This is a genomic window from Xylanibacter brevis P6B11, assembly GCF_000621825.1.
Classification (GTDB): Bacteria; Bacteroidota; Bacteroidia; order Bacteroidales; family Bacteroidaceae; genus Prevotella; species Prevotella brevis.
Genome location: NZ_JHXG01000008.1, coordinates 124,537 through 141,998, shown reverse-complemented (window position 1 = coordinate 141,998; position 17,462 = coordinate 124,537). Strand labels below are relative to the sequence as shown.

At 49.4% G+C, this 17,462-nt stretch carries 15 protein-coding genes; 3 read left to right on the top strand and 12 right to left on the bottom strand.

Going from position 1 to position 17,462, the window contains the following annotated elements; all coding sequences use genetic code 11:
* Positions 1-421 precede the first annotated feature (421 nt).
* The 4 genes from T496_RS0104755 to T496_RS0104740 form a co-directional block, all read right to left on the bottom strand.
* Positions 422-2,914 (bottom strand): C10 family peptidase, encoded by a 2,493-nt coding sequence (locus T496_RS0104755; protein WP_197018929.1) that lies wholly within the window; start codon positions 2,912-2,914, stop codon positions 422-424.
* Positions 2,915-3,428: 514 nt separating this feature from the next.
* A complete protein-coding gene (locus T496_RS0104750) occupies positions 3,429-5,792 on the bottom strand; it encodes an ATP-dependent helicase (protein WP_027449729.1) in 2,364 nt (787 codons plus the stop codon).
* A 53-nt stretch (positions 5,793-5,845) separates the two neighbouring features.
* On the bottom strand, positions 5,846-6,832 hold the full coding sequence (locus tag T496_RS0104745) for a glycosyltransferase family 2 protein (RefSeq protein WP_027449728.1): 987 nt from the start codon (positions 6,830-6,832) through the stop codon (positions 5,846-5,848).
* A complete protein-coding gene (locus T496_RS0104740; RefSeq protein ID WP_027449727.1) occupies positions 6,825-8,324 on the bottom strand; it encodes an MATE family efflux transporter in 1,500 nt (499 codons plus the stop codon). The genes T496_RS0104745 and T496_RS0104740 overlap by 8 nt, the downstream gene beginning before the upstream one ends.
* Positions 8,325-8,407: 83 nt before the next feature.
* Here T496_RS0104740 and T496_RS0104735 point away from each other — a divergent pair, with 83 nt between their 5' ends.
* The 3 genes from T496_RS0104735 to T496_RS0104725 all read left to right on the top strand — a co-directional run bounded on the left by T496_RS0104735 (position 8,408) and on the right by T496_RS0104725 (position 11,465).
* The gene (locus T496_RS0104735) at positions 8,408-9,310 is read left to right on the top strand and encodes a glycosyltransferase family 2 protein (RefSeq protein ID WP_027449726.1); all 903 of its coding nucleotides are present in this window, start codon (positions 8,408-8,410) and stop codon (positions 9,308-9,310) included.
* Positions 9,265-10,254, top strand: a complete 990-nt coding sequence (locus T496_RS0104730) for a glycosyltransferase family 2 protein (RefSeq protein ID WP_027449725.1) — start codon at positions 9,265-9,267, stop codon at positions 10,252-10,254. The genes T496_RS0104735 and T496_RS0104730 overlap by 46 nt, the downstream gene beginning before the upstream one ends.
* 71 nt (positions 10,255-10,325) lie before the next feature.
* Positions 10,326-11,465, top strand: a complete 1,140-nt coding sequence (locus T496_RS0104725) for a glycosyltransferase family protein (RefSeq protein ID WP_027449724.1) — start codon at positions 10,326-10,328, stop codon at positions 11,463-11,465.
* A 155-nt stretch (positions 11,466-11,620) separates the two neighbouring features.
* On the opposite strand, the gene T496_RS14655 is transcribed toward T496_RS0104725, so the two are convergent.
* The 8 genes from T496_RS14655 to T496_RS0104685 all read right to left on the bottom strand — a co-directional run bounded on the left by T496_RS14655 (position 11,621) and on the right by T496_RS0104685 (position 17,453).
* The gene (locus T496_RS14655) at positions 11,621-11,779 is read right to left on the bottom strand and encodes a DUF4295 domain-containing protein (protein WP_081778508.1); all 159 of its coding nucleotides are present in this window, start codon (positions 11,777-11,779) and stop codon (positions 11,621-11,623) included.
* A 12-nt stretch (positions 11,780-11,791) separates the two neighbouring features.
* A complete protein-coding gene (rpmG, locus tag T496_RS0104715; protein WP_027449723.1) occupies positions 11,792-11,983 on the bottom strand; it encodes a 50S ribosomal protein L33 in 192 nt (63 codons plus the stop codon).
* A gap of 6 nt (positions 11,984-11,989) precedes the next feature.
* A complete protein-coding gene (rpmB, locus tag T496_RS0104710; RefSeq protein WP_027449722.1) occupies positions 11,990-12,253 on the bottom strand; it encodes a 50S ribosomal protein L28 in 264 nt (87 codons plus the stop codon).
* Between the two features lie 117 nt (positions 12,254-12,370).
* Positions 12,371-12,886 (bottom strand): CinA family protein, encoded by a 516-nt coding sequence (locus tag T496_RS0104705; RefSeq protein ID WP_027449721.1) that lies wholly within the window; start codon positions 12,884-12,886, stop codon positions 12,371-12,373.
* A gap of 33 nt (positions 12,887-12,919) precedes the next feature.
* Positions 12,920-13,951: a tRNA (adenosine(37)-N6)-threonylcarbamoyltransferase complex transferase subunit TsaD gene (gene tsaD, locus T496_RS0104700; RefSeq protein WP_044110650.1), complete on the bottom strand. Its 1,032-nt coding sequence runs from the start codon at positions 13,949-13,951 to the stop codon at positions 12,920-12,922.
* On the bottom strand, positions 13,951-14,808 hold the full coding sequence (gene map / locus T496_RS0104695; RefSeq protein ID WP_027449719.1) for a type I methionyl aminopeptidase: 858 nt from the start codon (positions 14,806-14,808) through the stop codon (positions 13,951-13,953). Before map ends, tsaD begins: the two co-directional genes overlap by 1 nt.
* A 13-nt stretch (positions 14,809-14,821) precedes the next feature.
* Positions 14,822-16,186: a histidine--tRNA ligase gene (gene hisS, locus T496_RS0104690; RefSeq protein WP_027449718.1), complete on the bottom strand. Its 1,365-nt coding sequence runs from the start codon at positions 16,184-16,186 to the stop codon at positions 14,822-14,824.
* A complete protein-coding gene (locus T496_RS0104685; protein WP_027449717.1) occupies positions 16,176-17,453 on the bottom strand; it encodes an adenylosuccinate synthase in 1,278 nt (425 codons plus the stop codon). Before T496_RS0104685 ends, hisS begins: the two co-directional genes overlap by 11 nt.
* Positions 17,454-17,462 lie beyond the last annotated feature (9 nt).

The following is a 17,462-nucleotide window of genomic DNA, read 5'->3' as shown; positions in this document are numbered from 1 at the left end:
GTCCATTGCACTGCCTGTAAGGCAAGTGGACCATTAGCCTGTCCCAGTAAGCACTTTAAATAAAAAAGTGATAAATGGAGCAGTAAATCCTCGTACTGTTGCGTCTAGTCATACTTCTGTTTCTGGTATTCCTACTGTTTCAAAATAACCACGAGCAACTTTTTCGAAAAGCTGTATTATTCTAATGTTTGATATATTGAGGGAATAACTGATCATCATCAACAATTTCCTTATTATCTTTTATGTAGTCAAGAAACTCAGAATAAGGAATATATAATACATGGTCTCTATCAGAAAAATAATGCATTTTGTTAAAAAATCTGCTTAATGCACTATCTTTCTCATAAAGGAGTAGGCTTAACAAACATGACACAATGAAACTAGTAGGGAAGAACTCGAGGTTCTTCCCTACTTTGTTTTTTTATCTAATCATCACCTTTTTGCGATTAACCACATACACACCCTTAGGCATTCCTTCGAGATTGGTGACAGCTCTCTTTACAAGCTTTCCATCCACGGAGTAGATATCAAAGGTATGCTCGGACGAGTGTCCATCAAGAATATTAGAATCAATGCTCAGCACTTGAGCATTGGCTGGTGCATACTGTCCTTGAGCCACAAGAGCAAAATATTCGATCTCGGCAATCTGGAATACCGTGGACTGAGCATCCCGGCGTTGAGTAACCACTAATCGATAATGACTGTAGCTGTTTGAAGGATTGACACTGAAAGTTTTCTTTTGGAAACGCGCCGTGAATATTTCGTTGCTACGCGTGTCAATAGTCTCCCACGTAGTGCCGTTGGTCGAACCCTCCAATCGCCAGTTCTTCGGGTCGCGGCCTTCGAAGTCGTTGGCCGAAGTAATGGTGTAGCTAGTCAGTCGGGCACTTCTTGTTGAGTGGAAGGTCATTGAGACCTCGTCTGTAGAACCGACAAATGCACAATATTTGGTATTTGAATTGTTGTCAAATAGCTTTGTAGCTGACTCATTGCCGTTCACAGCCGCATGCGACACCTCGCATGAGCCACCGAGATCGGTCAAATCAGCCGTCGTGTAAGCCACCGCCAGCTGCCACCACGAACATATCTGATTATTATTGTCCCAGATCTGCACATGTTCGCCCGAAGTGGTGCTGGCATTAGGCATTTCCACGACACGTCCACAATTGCGTGCCACCAGCTGATACCAGCCAGCGCCCTTGTCGAAGACGATGAACTGCTGATGAGCACCATTTAGATAGTCGTAAAGAATGACTTGCGTGCCGTTGGCAGTGCCACGGTTGATAATGTCGAGCCCTCGGCTCTGCGTGGCAGCAGCCTGAATCGTATAGACACCTGGCTCTATCTCGTTGAAGCGCCATTGCTGATAGAGCTCAGTACCCTCGTCGTCCCACTGCACGATAGCGGTGCCATTGTTAGTGCTATTACCATCTAGATCCATAAACTTGCCACTGTGATAATTCTTCAGCTTATGGATGCCACCCAGACCGCTCACGCCATTGGGTTCAATCTTGATAGAACTGGCTCGGTCGTTCCAGTCGCCACCAATCCAACTACAATCAGCCGACAGCGTCTTGCTATCACCATTGAAAGACGAGCCATCAAAAACAGTCACCTTGAATCCAGCCAATACCTTCAGCGAGGTGATGTCATTGTTTCGGATGCCCCGAGCCTCCAGTTGCGACTGTGTATAGGTGCCCTCGCTAAGCTGTACAGCATAGCCACCGTAGTTAATGTCCTGATAGAACGTAGCCACTGGTACACCGCCCGAGTTTGTTCCACCACCGATGCCGTCAGGACGGCGCACATTCATAACTGCACCCTCGTGCCAATAATAACCATTTCCACCAGGAGCTGCGCCCATGCCACTGTGATCATCGGGGTTCAGTACGTCAAGACTGAAATAGCCGTCGCACCAGCCGCCCCAGCCCCAGTTGATGTGGAAGCAGCCATCGTCGCGGTAGCCATCACAAACAAAGGCATGTCCACCGCCCCAGTTGATGTCTGAGTAACCCTCTATCAGTACTGGACGTCCATAGTAGAGCTCTGCATAGACAGCATTAACCCAGTCACTACTGCTATAGTTGTCCTTATATATCTCATAGATATCCTGAGGATAACCAAAATAATTCTTGAGTGCATTGATTGCATTGACAAAAGCTGCTCCTGAGCCTCCACCTGTATAATGCATCAAAGCCCCCTTGCCCACATAGTGCATCAGCTTGGCTACGGCATTGCCACTGCTCGAGCCGCTGTCGCCGTCGCCATAGCTATTCTTCATCAGGTTCCAATCAAAGGTAGTGGCAGGCAACGAGCTGTAATTCAGTCCGTCGTCCGAATAGCCTGGCACCGATGTTGTGGCACCCTCAGGCCAGCGGTAATAGTACATCACCTGAGCAAAGGCAGTTGCTGTACAGCCTGTGTAGCAACGCTGTCCATCACGGAAGGGACAGTTGTCCCAATAGGGAGTACCCTGATTCCACGTGCTCGACAACAGTGGTGGAATGACCACCGTGGCCGCAGCTGCTCGTGCAGACTTGACATGCTTGCTTTGACTCGTTGTGGCTGTTGCATCGCCGAGCGACGTGATGCGGTCAGCAACCATTTGCAACCACGACTTCATGTTTTCAGGCAGTGTGCCTTCATCATAGCAGCCCTTCTCTGTGTATCCGATAATGCTGCGTGTGCGGTCATCGCCAGAAACAATCACGAAGCCGCCATCTTGAGCCATATCAAACACATAATAAGGTGAGGTTTCCTGTTCTTTGGCTTGTGGAGCCTTGTGAACAGCACTTTTAGTGAAACTAAGCGTACGTCCTTTTCTGACAGCAAAGGTTTCCGCTTTCTTACGCGCTGCGTCTTTCGAGATGGGCGCAGCATCAACACTCTCTGATGCAAGCAATAATGCAAGCACTAGGTAAAGATGTTTAACCATAAAAAATAATTAATTAAATAAAAGGTTTTAGGTTACAAATTGACTTGTATCAATTCGGGAACAAAAATAGTCAATTTTTCAAAAAGGGCAATGGATGTATTAAAGTTTAACACGAGTTAACTTTACATCTCAGTACCAAAAAGAGTACCACGTTTTGGTACTGGTCGTACCAGGCGCTGGTACTGAGGCTACCAAGCCGCGGTAGTCACACTACCAACGCTTGGTAGTCGGGCTACCAACGCCAGGTACTGAGACTACCAAATGGCGGTACTGAAACTACCCCAATGGTACCTCCCAGCACTATGTTTTTTAAAGAAAACAACGATGCCGAACATATATGTATATTCGTAAAAAGGTGTGTTCGTAAAAAAAGTATGTTCGTAAAAAAAGTATGTTCGTCTGTTATTTCAGTCGCTTCGCTTGGTGAAAGCGGCAGAGCCGAGCGATTATGTCTTTACCCCCGTTATTATGTCTTTCCCTCTATTATTATGTCTCAAGACACGACTTTGAATTTTGCAAACTTCAGCAGCAACTGTTTAGTGCCCAGGTTGCGGAACTCCACGGTGGCCTTCTCGTTCTCGCCACTGCCCTCCACCTTGACAACGGTGCCGATGCCAAAGCGCTGATGCTCAATCACATTGCCTTCATGCAGCCGACCAGACGTGGCTTCTGCTGCAGGGGCTGACGACATAGCGGGGACTTGCCCACGAACAGGTTTGAAACGTCCACCACTCTCGCTGACTAGCCGGCGCTTGAAGCCCTCGGAGAAGGGGTCTACTGGCGCCTCGGCACGACGAGGTGCCACCTGGCGTGGCATGGGGTCGGCCTTGAACTGCGACGCCACAGGGCGCGGGTTCTGCGTCCATGGCAAGCGCTTGGTGCCATAGTCCTGCTCGGGCACTTCTTTGGCCGAATCGACACGCAGCAACGACGGATCGATATCTCGAATGAAGCGCGAGGGCGTGTCGTACTCCACGCGCCCAAAGCGGAAGCGGTTCTGCGCACAGGTCAGGATGCAATGTTTCTCGGCACGCGTAATGGCCACATAGAGCAGGCGGCGCTCCTCTTCGAGCGCACGCATCGAATCGGTGCACATGGGCGATGGGAAGATGTTCTCCTCCAGTCCCACCACAAAGACCGTGGGAAACTCAAGTCCTTTGGCTGCATGGATGGTCATCAGCGAGACCTTGGCTTGCTCCTCATCGCTATCGCTATCCAGGTCGGTGAGCAGCGCCACCTCCTGCAGGAAGTCGCCCAGCGACACGGCATCGCCCATGTCCTCCTCTCGCCTACTCTCCACAAAGTCCTGCATACCTCCGAGAAACTCCTCGAGGTTCTCCTGTCGGGAGATGTCTTCCGGGTTGCGTCCACTATAGATGTCGCGCGAGATGCCGCTCTCCATGATGATGGCATGGCCCAGCTGATAGGCATCCTCGCCATCAAGGCGCATACGCCAGCCATCGATGAGCTGACAGAAGTTGGAAATCTTGGTGAGCGTGGCCTTGCTCACGTTGAGATGAGCCGGGCGGGTCATCACGTCCCAGAGCGACACACCATCTTGCGAGGCGGTATCCACGATCTTAGAGAGCGTGGTGTCGCCGATGCCACGTGTGGGATAGTTGATGATGCGCTTTAGGGCCTCCTCGTCGTTGGGGTTCACCACTACGCGGAAATAGGCTATCACGTCTTTGATCTCCTTGCGCTGATAGAAGCTCAGTCCGCCATAGATGCGATACGGGATGTTCATCTTGCGCATATATTCCTCGAAGGATCGGCTCTGCGAATTGGTGCGATAGAGTATGGCAAAATCGCTAAACTCGCAATGTTCCTGACGCTTGATGCGCAGTATGTCGTTGCACACGATGAGCGCCTCTTCCTTGTCGCTGTAGGCAGGCTTGAGTGTCAACTTTTCTCCGTGCTCATTTTCACTAAACACCTCCTTTGGTATCTGACGCTCGTTCTTGCGAATCAGGCTATTGGCTGCCTGTACGATAAGCTGCGTAGAGCGGTAGTTCTGCTCCAGTTTAAACAATCGAGCATCATCATACGACTGCCTAAAATTCAGTATATTATCAATATTTGCTCCACGAAAACTATAAATACTCTGAGCATCATCGCCCACCACGCAGACGCGCTGACGTTCGCGCGTAAGCTGCAGTACTATCTGCTGTTGAGCATAGTTCGTATCCTGATACTCATCGACCAGCACGAAGTGAAATTTCTCAACATATTTCCTTCGCACATCCTCATGATTAAGAAACAGCAGATATGTCTGTACCAGCAGGTCATCGAAGTCCATCGCGTTGGCCTGATGACAGCGCTCCACATAGCGACGATAGACCTCGGCCACGGCAGGTTTCTTGCTGTCGTAAATCGAACATTGGGCAAAGCCGCTGGGCAATACCAAATGGTTCTTGGCCATTGAAATCTGGTCGCTCACACTATTGGGCTTGTAGGCCTTATCATCCAACTGCATCTCTTTGACGATGCTCTTCACCAGCGAGCGGGCGTCGCTCTGGTCGTAGATGGTGAAGTTAGACTGAAAGCCCAACTTGTCGGCCTCGGCACGCAGGATGCGGGCAAACACCGAATGGAAGGTACCCATCTGCAGATAGCGTGCCTGCTCTGAGCCCACCAGTCGGCCTATGCGCTCTTTCATCTCGCGAGCGGCCTTGTTGGTGAAGGTCAATGCCAAGATGTTCCAGGGCTTCAGTCCCTGTTGCAGCAGGTAGGCAATCTTATAGGTGAGCACACGTGTCTTGCCCGAGCCGGCACCCGCAATAACCAGCGAGGCACCATCGTTATACTCCACGGCAGCACGCTGCCCGGCGTTAAGTTGTGAAAGGAGGTCTTCCATATATATCTATCGTATTCTTTTTTTCGGATTAATAAATAAGAGGTGGCAGCAACTCAGCGATTCTTTCCCAAGAAGCCACGAAGGGTGAAATAGAGCCACTCCTGAAAGCGGAACAGCACCCACGAGGGCATGAGCCGATAGCCAAACTTACGGGTACGAGCGGGATCGAGCAAGCAAGGCTCAATGGTTGCCCTGACGCGTCTCAGCTCCTGCAGTCCGTAGGCCGCATCGGCCGGGGGCAACTCGCGGGAGTGACAATGGTAGAACATACACAGATCTACCAGCGTGAGCATGCGCTGGGTCTCCCACAGACGCATCACGTCGGTCCCCATCCCTAAGGCCTGCAACTGGCGCTTCATACTCTCGCCCGCCCGCAGGAAGTCGAACCGACGCACATCGCAGGCATGGGTGACTGAAGCGGCGTGCTGCAGATAGTGGTAAACACCCTGGCAACGGCGCACCCGGCGCGAGGCCAGATAGTGCAGGCGTGTGGTGTTGTCGTCGCTATACGAGCGGCAGGTGTCGTCGTAGGGATAGCGCTGATGCAACTCGCGGCGCACCATATAGACCCCATGAATGGTCCAGTCGAGACTCAATCGGAAAGCCTCTTCGCCCGTGAGCGACGTGAAAGGAGGCATTGCGTAGAGCTCAGAATGGCTGGGATAGACGTAGTCCACATCAAAGAGCACGCAGTCGGTATCATCATACTGCTGGAACACGGCCACCGCCTGGGCTATAGCATCGGGCGAATACCAGTCGTCGGCATCGAGAAAGCATACATAGTCGCCATCGGCCTGCAGTAAGCCCTGATTGCGGGCGTAGGCCTGACCATGGTTACTGTCGAGGGTAATAACGGTGATGCGATCGTCCTGTTGCTGATACTGGCGGAGCAGTGCCAGCGAGCCATCGGTAGAGGCATCGTCGATGCACAGCACCTGCACGTTGCGATGGGTCTGGGCCAGCAACGAGTCGAGACAGCGCGGCAACCATTTCTCTGCATTATAGACAGCCACTAACACGGAGACCTTCTTACTACTCATGGCGACGGAATTTGGATTGCAAACGTTGCTTTAGCGACAGCCACAGCGAGGTCTTCTGATGAAGAATGGTGAGCGAGAAGACGATGCTGACAAAGGCCAACACATAGCTCAGCACCACTCCCAACCAAGGATGGTCTAGCTGGGACAGCAGGTAGATGCACACGCCTAAAGGCAACTGCACCAGCACCATCTGGAGTAATGGCAACGAGAAACGATAGCCATAGCGGCGGCTGGTGAAGAAGAAAATGATGACGAGGTCCACGGCATAGGACACATCGAGTGCCAGACCTGTGCCAACCAGTCCGTAATAGCGAAAGCCTAACACCACAAGGAAGAACAGCAAAATAGAGTCGAAGCCCTCGATGAGCAGATAGGCCAGCGAGTCGCCCTTGGCCAGCACCATGAACGACATGGGTAGCGAGAGTGCACGCAGATACATGGAGAACGATGATGCCTGGGCCATAGGGACGGCAGGCGTAAAATCGGTACGCGTGAGCAGGGGCAACAGCTCTGGCAGCAACAAGATGAACACGGCCAGCATGGGCGATACCAACAGGAAAGACACCTCAATCTGCTTGTTGACCACGTCAGATATCGTGTCAGCGCCAGCGTTCATCACCGCGGAAATACGGGGAAAATAGTCGGTCTCCATAGCCGAGAAAACCATACCGGCATAGGTGATGGTGAGGACGAAACCTGCATTATAGAGGCCCACCACATCGAGCTCGCCCGCCACATTCAGATGGGCACGAATCAGCATCTCGGCTCCACTGCCTAGAATACCTGCCAGCACATAGGCCACTCCCAGGCGCACCATGCCCATACCCTCACCAAGAATGCCCTTGCAGCCTCGCAACCGAAGGGGATAAAGGCGGTAAGACATATAGATTGTGGTGAGCATAGCCGAGAAAGCGGTGAGCACGATGACTGGCACAATGCCGCTCTCGCCAAAGAAGTAGTAGATGGGCACGGTGATGATCAATGCCAACAGAACATTGAGCAACTGAATCAGAGCCAGCGACTTCAGGCGGCGGGCACCCTTGAGAATGGCCGACTCGCCACCCGTGATGGCCAACAAGCCCACGGCAAACGACAGGAGAACAAAGTGGAGGGTGTGGTCGCCCCACGAGAAGGTGTACTTGCTGAGCAAAGGACCGGCAGCCACACACACCAGCATGCCCAAAAGGGCTGTGAGTAAACTCCAGGCACGCACCACCTTGACAAAATGCTGTATCTGATCCTCGTTGCCCTTGTCAAAGAGCTCGGACACGTGGCGCACAGCACTGAAAGAGATGCCAAAATTGGTGGTCTGAGAAACAAACGTCACCACTGAGCCAAAAAGCGAAGCCAAACCCATACCCGATGGACCAAGAAACATGGCCACCACCTTGGTGCGCACCAGATTGATAAAGATGTTCAATCCCTGCACACCACCAAAAATGCCCGTGTATTTCAGCACATGGGCGTAGCTATCTTCGCCTTCGACTTTCATGAATTATATTATTAAAATGCAAAATTACAACTTTTATTTTGATTATCCGATATTTTATTGTACTTTTGTCAACCGAATAAGATATGAAACTAAGTGTCATTATACCCGTATATCGCGTGGAAGCCACGCTAGACAAATGCGTGGAGAGCGTGTTAAACCAGAACATCGCTAACATGGAGGTCATACTCGTGGACGATGGGTCTGACGACGCGTGCCCCGTGTTGTGCAACCAATGGCAAGAGCGAGACAGCCGCGTCTGCGTCATACACAAACGAAACGGCGGACTGAGCGACGCTCGCAACGCCGGCATCAAACGAGCTACAGGCGAGTATCTGACGTTTGTGGATTCAGACGACTACCTGGAGCCTAACACCTACCTCCAGCTACTGCCACTGATGGAAGACTGCGACATACTGGAATATCCCGTAGAGAAAAGCGTGAACGGTGAAAAAACGAGCGATCTAAGCCTGCAAGACCGCACCTACGACAACATGCTGGACTACTGGATAAACGAAGAGGTCTTCGATCACTGTTACGCTTGGAACAAGCTGTATCGCAGAGAACTGTTTGAGAATATCAAGTTCCCCGTAGGACGCGTGTTTGAAGATATACACACATTGCGCCGCCTACTGCTGAACGCCCACCGTGTCAAAACATCTTCGAAAGGACTGTACCACTACTGCATGAACGAAAAGGGCATCACGGCAACAGCCAAAGGACCTGAACTGGAGATGCTGCTGGACGCACACTTGGCCGCATTAAAACATTGGTACACGCCCGCGTACTACATGAGGATACTGAACACACAAATGGATGTCTATGAACTCACGGGAAAAGAGCCCATGCTGAGATTCAGATATATATCGCCCTTCGACCGCAGCCTGACACCCATGCAGAGAGTAAAAGCCCTCATGCAAGACATTTTTGGAATCAAAGGTATATGTATTCTGAACAAAGCCATACACAACAACTTAGGACGCCGCTAGTAAGTTTTATTATACCGACTTACAACGTGCCAAACTGGATGATAAAAGACTGCCTGAACAGCATCCTGTCTTTATCGCTAAGGCCCACCGAACGAGAAATCATCCTCGTGGATGATGGCTCGCAAAGGTGTGTCATCGACGAACTGGACGAGTTGAAAGAAGACATCATCTATATCCGACAGAGAAACCAGGGACAAAGTGCAGCCAGAAACGTGGGGCTGAAAATGGCTTCCGGAAAATATGTGCAGTTTGTGGATAGCGACGACAGACTGATAACGCCGGTATATGAGCACTGCTTGGATCTGGTGAGATTTAAAAAGCCAGAAATGGTGGTCTTCGATTTCACCAGCAAGGAGAAGCGACAAGCGCTGTTCAAGGACAACGACGAGAGAACCGGCATCGACTACATGACCAACTGCAACATCTACGGAACCGCGTGTAACTACATCTGCAGACGCGACATTATCGGCGGCCTGAGATTTATCGAAGGAATCATACACGAAGACGAAGACTTCACACCCAGGTTACTACTGAAGGCTAAAAGAATCATCATAACAGACGCCAAGGCTTACTTCTACAACATAAGGACGGACTCGACAATAACAAAGAGAACGCCAGAAGCTATTGCCAAACGCCTGAATGATAAGCTACACGTCATCGAGGATCTGCGCGAGCTGGCTCAGCATTCGCCCACCGATGAACGCACAGCCCTGACAAGGCGTGTAGATCAGCTGACAATGGATTATATCTACCAAACCATCGTTGAAACAAAAAGCAGAACGGAGGTAGAAAAACGCCTGGAAGACCTAAAGAACAAGAATCTCTTCCCCCTACCCGAGCGCGACTATACCAACAAATATAAATGGTTTCGCAGAATGACAAACTCCGAAGTAGGGCTGACGGTCTTGATACATACCCTACCTTTGATGAGCCGCGAACGATAAGTATTCTTTCACATAGGAAGCTCAACAACAAACGTCTTACACCAGGAAAACCTCAGCAATAACCACGAACAATGAGAATACTTCTGCTTGGAGAATATAGCAATGTGCACGCCACACTGGCCGAAGGCCTAAGGGCATTGGGGCACGAGGTCACAGTGGCTTCAAATGGTGACTTCTGGAAAAACTACCCACGTGACATCGACCTGGCAAGAAAGGAAGGCAAACTGGGAGGCATCGCCCTGATGGCAAAGATATACGCACTACTTCCCACTTGGCGCAACTACGACGTGGTTCAGCTTATTAACCCTATGTTCGTGGAACTAAAGGCAGAACGCATCTTCCCCATATACCGCTACCTGCGCAAGCACAACAAGAAAATGGTGCTATGTGCCATGGGAATGGACTACTACTGGGTGCACGAGAGCACATACAAAAAACCTATGCGCTATAGCGACTTCAACATTGGCGACCAGGTGCGCACCGAACCGCACGTGATAAAAGACCAGCAAGACTGGTTGGGCACGCCCAAAGAGCAACTGAACAAGCTAATTGCCGAAGATTGCGACGCTATCGTGTCTGGCCTCTACGATGACCATATCTGCTACCAGCCGTATTTCAGCCAAAAACTGACTTACATTCCCCTACCCATCAAAATGCCTTCAGACGAGCAGACTACTCTAGTTCAGAACGAGTCAACGAGTCTGTCGACAACACCTACGTCATTCACCAAAGAAGACCACACTAAACTGAAGGTGTTTATCGGTATCAGCAAAGGACGTAGCGCCTATAAGGGAACCGACATCATGCTGAAAGCTGCCGAAGACCTTCTGCGCAAATACCCCGACAAGATGGAGTTGATGAAAGCTGAAGGCGTGCCATTTGCCGAATACCAACATATGATGGACGGCAGCGATGCCATCCTAGACCAGCTCTATAGTTACACTCCTTCCATGAACCCCCTACTAGCCATGTCGAAAGGCATCATCTGCATAGGCGGCGGCGAACCCGAAAACTACGAGATCATCAATGAGCACGAGCTACGCCCCATCATCAACGTACAGCCCACCTACGAGAGCGTTTACAACGAGTTAGAGCAGCTCATACTCAATCCCTCTCGCATCCCCATGCTGAAAAAGCAAAGCATAGAATATGTCAAGCGCCACCACGACTATCTGAAGGTGGCAAAACAATACGAACAAGTATATCGCTAACGGAAGGAACTAGAGAGAGAGAAGCAATAAACAAGCTCGAAATAGATAAGAAAAAAAGGGAAAAATAAAGAAATAAGAGAGAAACAAAAAAGAGAGATGCATCTTCACAACGCATCTCTCTTTAATATTTGATTAAAATAATCGTTCAAATAAGATTAGTTCTTGAAGAAGTCCTTAACGGCTTCATTGGGAACCATCTGCTCATCGAAGATGTACGCGCCAGTCTTGGGGCTGCGAACCATCTTGATAACCTTTGAGTAAGCGCGACCATCCTTTGAGCCTTCGTGGAGGGTAGCGACGGTTTTCTTTGCCATTCTGTCTTACTATTACTTAATCTCCTTATGAAGAGTCATCTTCTTCAGGATGGGGTTATACTTCATCAGCTCCATGCGCTCAGGCGTATTCTTACGATTCTTGGTCGTAATGTAACGGCTGGTGCCAGGAAGACCGCTGCTTTTCATCTCGGTGCACTCCAGAACTACCTGGACGCGGTTGCCCTTTGCTTTCTTGCTTGCCATGGTCTATTAGTCTCCTATTACTTTAATGTCTTTCCAATCCACGAAGCCATTGGCAACAGCCTGCTTCAAAGCGGCGTCAAGACCTACTTTATTAATCATACGAAGGCCAGCAGCGCTGATCTTCAACTGAATCCAGCAATTCTCCTCTACGTAGTAGAACTTCTTGCTGAACAGGTTTACATCAAAGCTTCTCTTAGTGCGATGCTTTGAGTGAGACACGTTATTACCGATCTGTGCCTTCTTTCCTGTGATTTGACAAATCTTAGACATCTCTATCTACTTTAAAATGTGTACTTTTGATACTTACTCCAAACAGGGTGCAAAGGTACGAATTTTTATTGTAAAATGAGAATTAATGCAAAACAATCACTTAATCATTAATGTTTTTTAACTCTCTGCAGCTTCTTCCTCTTTATTTTCCTGAGTCAGAAAATCACGAAGCATCTGCATGGCAGTATTGGTAGCAATGGCAATATTGATGTCGCGACCATGATCCTCGACAATCTTTGTGGTAACAGTTTTTTCGGCATTTCCTACTGCCAGCCAGATAGTGCCAACAGGGATTTCCTTAGAACCGCCGCCAGGACCAGCCAGACCTGTAGCTGCCACAGCATAATCGGTATTCAGCGTTTGACAAGCTCCTTTCACCATCTCGATAGCGACCTCTTCGCAAACGGCTGTCTTCTCTTCCAAGAGTTCGTGAGAAACACCGAGAAGATTTTCTTTAACCTCGTTAACATAGCAGATGATACCGCCCTTGAAATATTTAGAAGCGCCAGGAACGCCCATGATAGTTTCTGCGATACGACCGCCAGTACAACTCTCGGCTGTACTTACAGTTTTCTCCATTTCCCACAGCAACTGACTAACGTCGCGACTGATGATTTTTCCTTCAAAATCCATATTACTGAAATCTATGTTTGATTGTTAGTTGATTCACTTAAAAGTCACTTTACTAAAGGTTGGTGCATCAATAGAACAGAACTCGCCGTCCAAATATTTATAATGTCCAACGATACCTATCATGGCTGCATTATCAGTGGTGTAGCTGAACTTAGGTATATAGACAGTCCACCCGAAACGCTTAGCATGATCGTAGAAAGCGTTACGAAGTCCATTGTTGGCACTCACGCCACCTGCCACCGCAACATGCTTAATACCAGTCTGTTTCACGGCTAGGCGTAACTTCTTCATAAGTATATCCACAATGGTCCACTCGAGCGAAGCAGCCAAGTCTTCCTTATGATGTTCCACAAAGTCTTGATCGTCCTCTACCCACTTACGAAGGTTGTAAAGGAAAGAGGTCTTTAGACCCGAGAAACTGTAGTCCAGACCTGGGATATGCGGTTCAGAGAACTGATAGGCCTTTGGATTGCCCTGACGCGCCAATCGGTCGATGATGGGTCCACCAGGATAGCCCAGCCCCATCACCTTCGAGCATTTGTCGATCGCTTCGCCTGCGGCATCGTCAATGGTCTGTCCTAGGACTTCCATATCATTGTAGGCATTCACCTTTACTATCTGAGAGTTACCGCCACTAACAAGCAGACAGAGGAATGGCAATGGTGGCAATGCGTGGTCATCTTCGGCCTCGCGGATGAAGTGTGCCATCACATGTCCCTGGAGATGATTGACATCGATAAGAGGAATGCCCAGCGAGCGTGCGAAACCTTTGGCAAAGCTGACGCCTACCAACAGCGAGCCCATCAAACCCGGACCGCGTGTAAAGGCAATAGCTGTGAGCTGCTCTTTGGTAATACCGGCACGCTTGATGGCCTGATCTACAACAGGCACCACATTCTGCTGGTGGGCTCTTGAAGCCAATTCAGGAACCACACCGCCATAAGCTTCGTGAACTGCCTGAGAGGCGGTCACGTTAGACAGCAAGATGCCGTTCTTCAGAACTGCGGCAGAGGTATCGTCGCAGGAGCTTTCTATTCCTAATATATAAATATCTTTTTCTTCCATTAGTAAGTCAGTATTTCAACTCCATGTTCTGTCATGACAAGCGTATGCTCCCACTGAGCTGAAGGTTTCTCGTCTTCTGTAATGACTTCCCATCCATATGGATCGTCGGCATCAATGAACACGCGCCATGTTCCCATGTTGATCATAGGTTCGATGGTAAACACCATGCCAGGTACGAGCAACATGCCAGTACCGCGATGTCCATAGTGATTGACATCGGGCTCTTCATGGAACTGAAGTCCTACGCCATGACCGGCCAGATCGCGGACGATGCCATATCCATACTTCTTACAATGTTTCTCGATGGCATGACCGATGTCGCCAACAAAGCTATATGGCTTTGCTGCTTCCATACCGATTTCCAAACATTCTTTGGCCACACGCACCAACTGTTCCTTTTCGGGGGTTGTCTTACCGATGATGAACATACGCGATGCGTCAGCATAATAGCCATCAAGAATGGTGGTAAAGTCAACATTGATGATGTCACCTTCCTCAAGGATATCCTCCTCTTTAGGAATACCATGACAAACCACCTCGTTGATGCTGGTGCAGACGCTCATTGGGAAGCCCTCATAGTTAAGACATGCAGGAATACCACCATGGTCCTCGCAATACTTACGACAGATCTGGTCTATCTCCAGCGTACTCATACCGGCATGAATCTCTGCTGCTACAGCATCGAGCACACCTGTATTCACAACGCCTGCTTTTCTGATACCTTCAATTTGTTCTGGCGTTTTAATCAAGTCACGTGTGGGAACAAGTTTTCCCTTGTTCTCCCAATACATAACCTGCTTGTCAAGTTCCGTGGGTTCTTGTCCCGACAGACAATGCCATCTGCGTTTCTTTTGCATTATGAAATTTGTATTATAACACCTTGTTTATCAACTCATCAACATCAAGACAGAACTGTTCGCCCGTCTCCATATTTTTCAGAGTCACCTTACCTTGTTCGATTTCGCTTTCGCCAGCCAGAGCAACAAATGGTATCTGCTTGGCATTGGCATACGACATCTGCTTCTTCATCTTTGCAGCATCGGGATAGAGCTCGGTACGGATGCCACGGGCACGAACCTTTGAGATGATAGGCAGACAATAGGCCGTCTCGCGTTCACCAAAGTTGATGAAAAGCAGACGAGAGGTCTGAAGCGAATCTTTTGGATAAAGGTCGAGAGCATTGAGCACATCGTAGATGCGGTCCACACCGAAAGAGATACCGACACCCGAGAGACCTGGTATACCAAAGATACCGGTGAGGTTATCGTAACGTCCACCACCAGAGATACTACCCATGGGTGTATCGAGTGCTTTTACTTCAAAGATTGCACCTGTGTAATAGCTCAATCCGCGAGCCAAAGTCAGGTCTAGCTGAATCTCATTGCGCAGGGTGCCAAGGGTGTTCAGGGTGCCAAGAATAAACTTGGTTTCCTCAATACCCTTCTGCCCTACCTCACTCTCTTTCAGTACCTCGTCGATTACTTTAAGTTTCTCTTCGTTAGTTCCCTCGAGAGCAATAATAGGCTGAAGTTTAGCGATTTGCTCCTCTGTCAGACCATCCTGGCGCAGTTCGGCATTAACACCATCGACGCCAATCTTATCGAGCTTATCAATAGCAACGGTAATGTCAACGATCTTATCGGCAGCTCCAATAACCTCGGCAATACCCGTCAGAATCTTACGGTTATTAATCTTAATCTGTACGCGTACGCCCAAGCGTGTAAATACCTCGTCCTCTATCTGCATCAGCTCAACCTCGTTTAAGAGTGAGTCTGAACCAACCACATCGCCATCAAACTGATAGAACTCGCGATAGCGACCCTTCTGAGGACGATCGGCGCGCCATACAGGCTGCATCTGATAGCGTTTGAAAGGCAACTGCAGTTCTTCACGGTGCATCACCACATAGCGTGCGAAGGGCACTGTCAAGTCATAGCGCAGGCCCTTTTCGCAAATCTTTGATGCCAGACGCAACGTGTTGCGCTCTTGCAGTTCGGCATCGTCGATCTTTGACAGATAATCGCCACTGTTCAGAATCTTGAAAAGCAGTTTATCACCCTCTTCGCCATACTTGCCCATCAACGTCTGAAGGGTCTCCTGTGCAGGGGTTTCAATCTGTTGAAATCCGTAGAGTTCATAGACACTACGGATTGTATTGAAGATATAATTGCGCTTGGCCATTTCTACTGGGCCGAAGTCGCGTGTTCCTTTGGGTATACTTGGTTTATTTGCCATTTCTTATGATAGTTTGTTCACGATCTGGACCAATGCTGATAATGGTGATTGGTGTCTCCAGTTGTTTCTCGAGGAAGTCGATATAGTCATTGAATTCTTTAGGGAACTGACTCTCGCTGGTGAAACGAGTCATGTCGGTCTTCCATCCTGGCATCTCCTGATATACAGGCTCAATGCCCTCTTCAATATTATAGGGGAAATCGCGTGTCAACTGTCCGTTCACTTTATAGGCGGTGCAAGCCTTGATGGTATCGAAGCCATCGAGCACGTCGCTCTTCATCATGATGAGCTGAGTAACGCCATTGACCATGATAGAATAGCGCAGTGCCACAAGGTCTATCCAACCGCAGCGACGCTCACGGCCTGTTACTGCTCCATACTCATGGCCGAGGTCGCGAATCTTCTTGCCTGTCTCGTCAAAGAGCTCAGTGGGGAAAGGACCAGCACCAACACGTGTGCAGTAGGCCTTCATGATGCCAAATACCTCACCAATCTTGTTAGGACCGATACCGAGGCCGGTGCAGGCACCAGCACAAATAGTGTTTGAAGAAGTCACGAAGGGATAAGAACCGAAGTCCACATCGAGCATCGTGCCCTGAGCACCCTCACAAAGTACGCTCTTACCATCGGCAAGCAACTTATTAAGCTCGTGTTCAGAATCAACGATGGGGAACTGACGAAGATATTCAACGCCCTCCATCCACTTCTTCTCAACCTCAGTAATGTCATACTCAAAGTTGAGCGACTTCAGGATAGCCTCATGACGAGCCTTTGCAGCGGCATACTTCTCCTCGAAGTTCTCCAAGATATCGCCTACGCGAAGACCTGTGCGGCTAACTTTATCCGTATAGGTAGGACCGATACCCTTACCAGTGGTACCTACCTTATTTTTTCCCTTTTGTGCCTCGTAGGCAGCATCAAGAACACGATGGGTTGGCATGATCAAATGGGCCTTCTTTGAAATATGAAGGCGCTGACGAAGTGGATGTCCACTTGCCTCGAGGGCTTTAGCCTCGTCCATAAAAAGGTCTGGAGCCAAAACGACACCATTACCAATAATATTCACTTTGCCACCCTGGAAAATACCTGAAGGAATAGAGCGTAGCACATACTTCTCACCATTGAATTCAAGGGTATGACCAGCGTTAGGACCACCCTGGAAGCGGGCCACCACATCATACTTGGGAGTCAGCACGTCAACTACCTTTCCTTTACCTTCATCGCCCCACTGCAAACCCAGCAGGACATCTACCTTACCTGTGTTCATCGAAATCTA

Excerpts from the sequence above, each read along its gene's own strand:
- T496_RS0104745 (WP_027449728.1), bottom strand. The coding sequence starts at position 6,832 with ATGAGTAGTAAGAAGGTCTCCGTGTTAGTGGCTGTCTATAATGCAGAG.
- rpmG (WP_027449723.1), bottom strand. The coding sequence starts at position 11,983 with ATGGCAAGCAAGAAAGCAAAGGGCAACCGCGTCCAGGTAGTTCTGGAG.
- T496_RS0104725 (WP_027449724.1), top strand. The coding sequence starts at position 10,326 with ATGAGAATACTTCTGCTTGGAGAATATAGCAATGTGCACGCCACACTG.
- hisS (WP_027449718.1), bottom strand. The coding sequence starts at position 16,186 with ATGGCAAATAAACCAAGTATACCCAAAGGAACACGCGACTTCGGCCCA.
- T496_RS0104730 (WP_027449725.1), top strand. The coding sequence starts at position 9,265 with ATGTATTCTGAACAAAGCCATACACAACAACTTAGGACGCCGCTAGTA.
- T496_RS0104735 (WP_027449726.1), top strand. The coding sequence starts at position 8,408 with ATGAAACTAAGTGTCATTATACCCGTATATCGCGTGGAAGCCACGCTA.
- T496_RS0104685 (WP_027449717.1), bottom strand. The coding sequence starts at position 17,453 with ATGAACACAGGTAAGGTAGATGTCCTGCTGGGTTTGCAGTGGGGCGAT.
- rpmB (WP_027449722.1), bottom strand. The coding sequence starts at position 12,253 with ATGTCTAAGATTTGTCAAATCACAGGAAAGAAGGCACAGATCGGTAAT.
- T496_RS0104705 (WP_027449721.1), bottom strand. The coding sequence starts at position 12,886 with ATGGATTTTGAAGGAAAAATCATCAGTCGCGACGTTAGTCAGTTGCTG.
- T496_RS14655 (WP_081778508.1), bottom strand. The coding sequence starts at position 11,779 with ATGGCAAAGAAAACCGTCGCTACCCTCCACGAAGGCTCAAAGGATGGT.
- T496_RS0104750 (WP_027449729.1), bottom strand. The coding sequence starts at position 5,792 with ATGGAAGACCTCCTTTCACAACTTAACGCCGGGCAGCGTGCTGCCGTG.
- map (WP_027449719.1), bottom strand. The coding sequence starts at position 14,808 with ATGCAAAAGAAACGCAGATGGCATTGTCTGTCGGGACAAGAACCCACG.
- T496_RS0104740 (WP_027449727.1), bottom strand. The coding sequence starts at position 8,324 with ATGAAAGTCGAAGGCGAAGATAGCTACGCCCATGTGCTGAAATACACG.
- tsaD (WP_044110650.1), bottom strand. The coding sequence starts at position 13,951 with ATGGAAGAAAAAGATATTTATATATTAGGAATAGAAAGCTCCTGCGAC.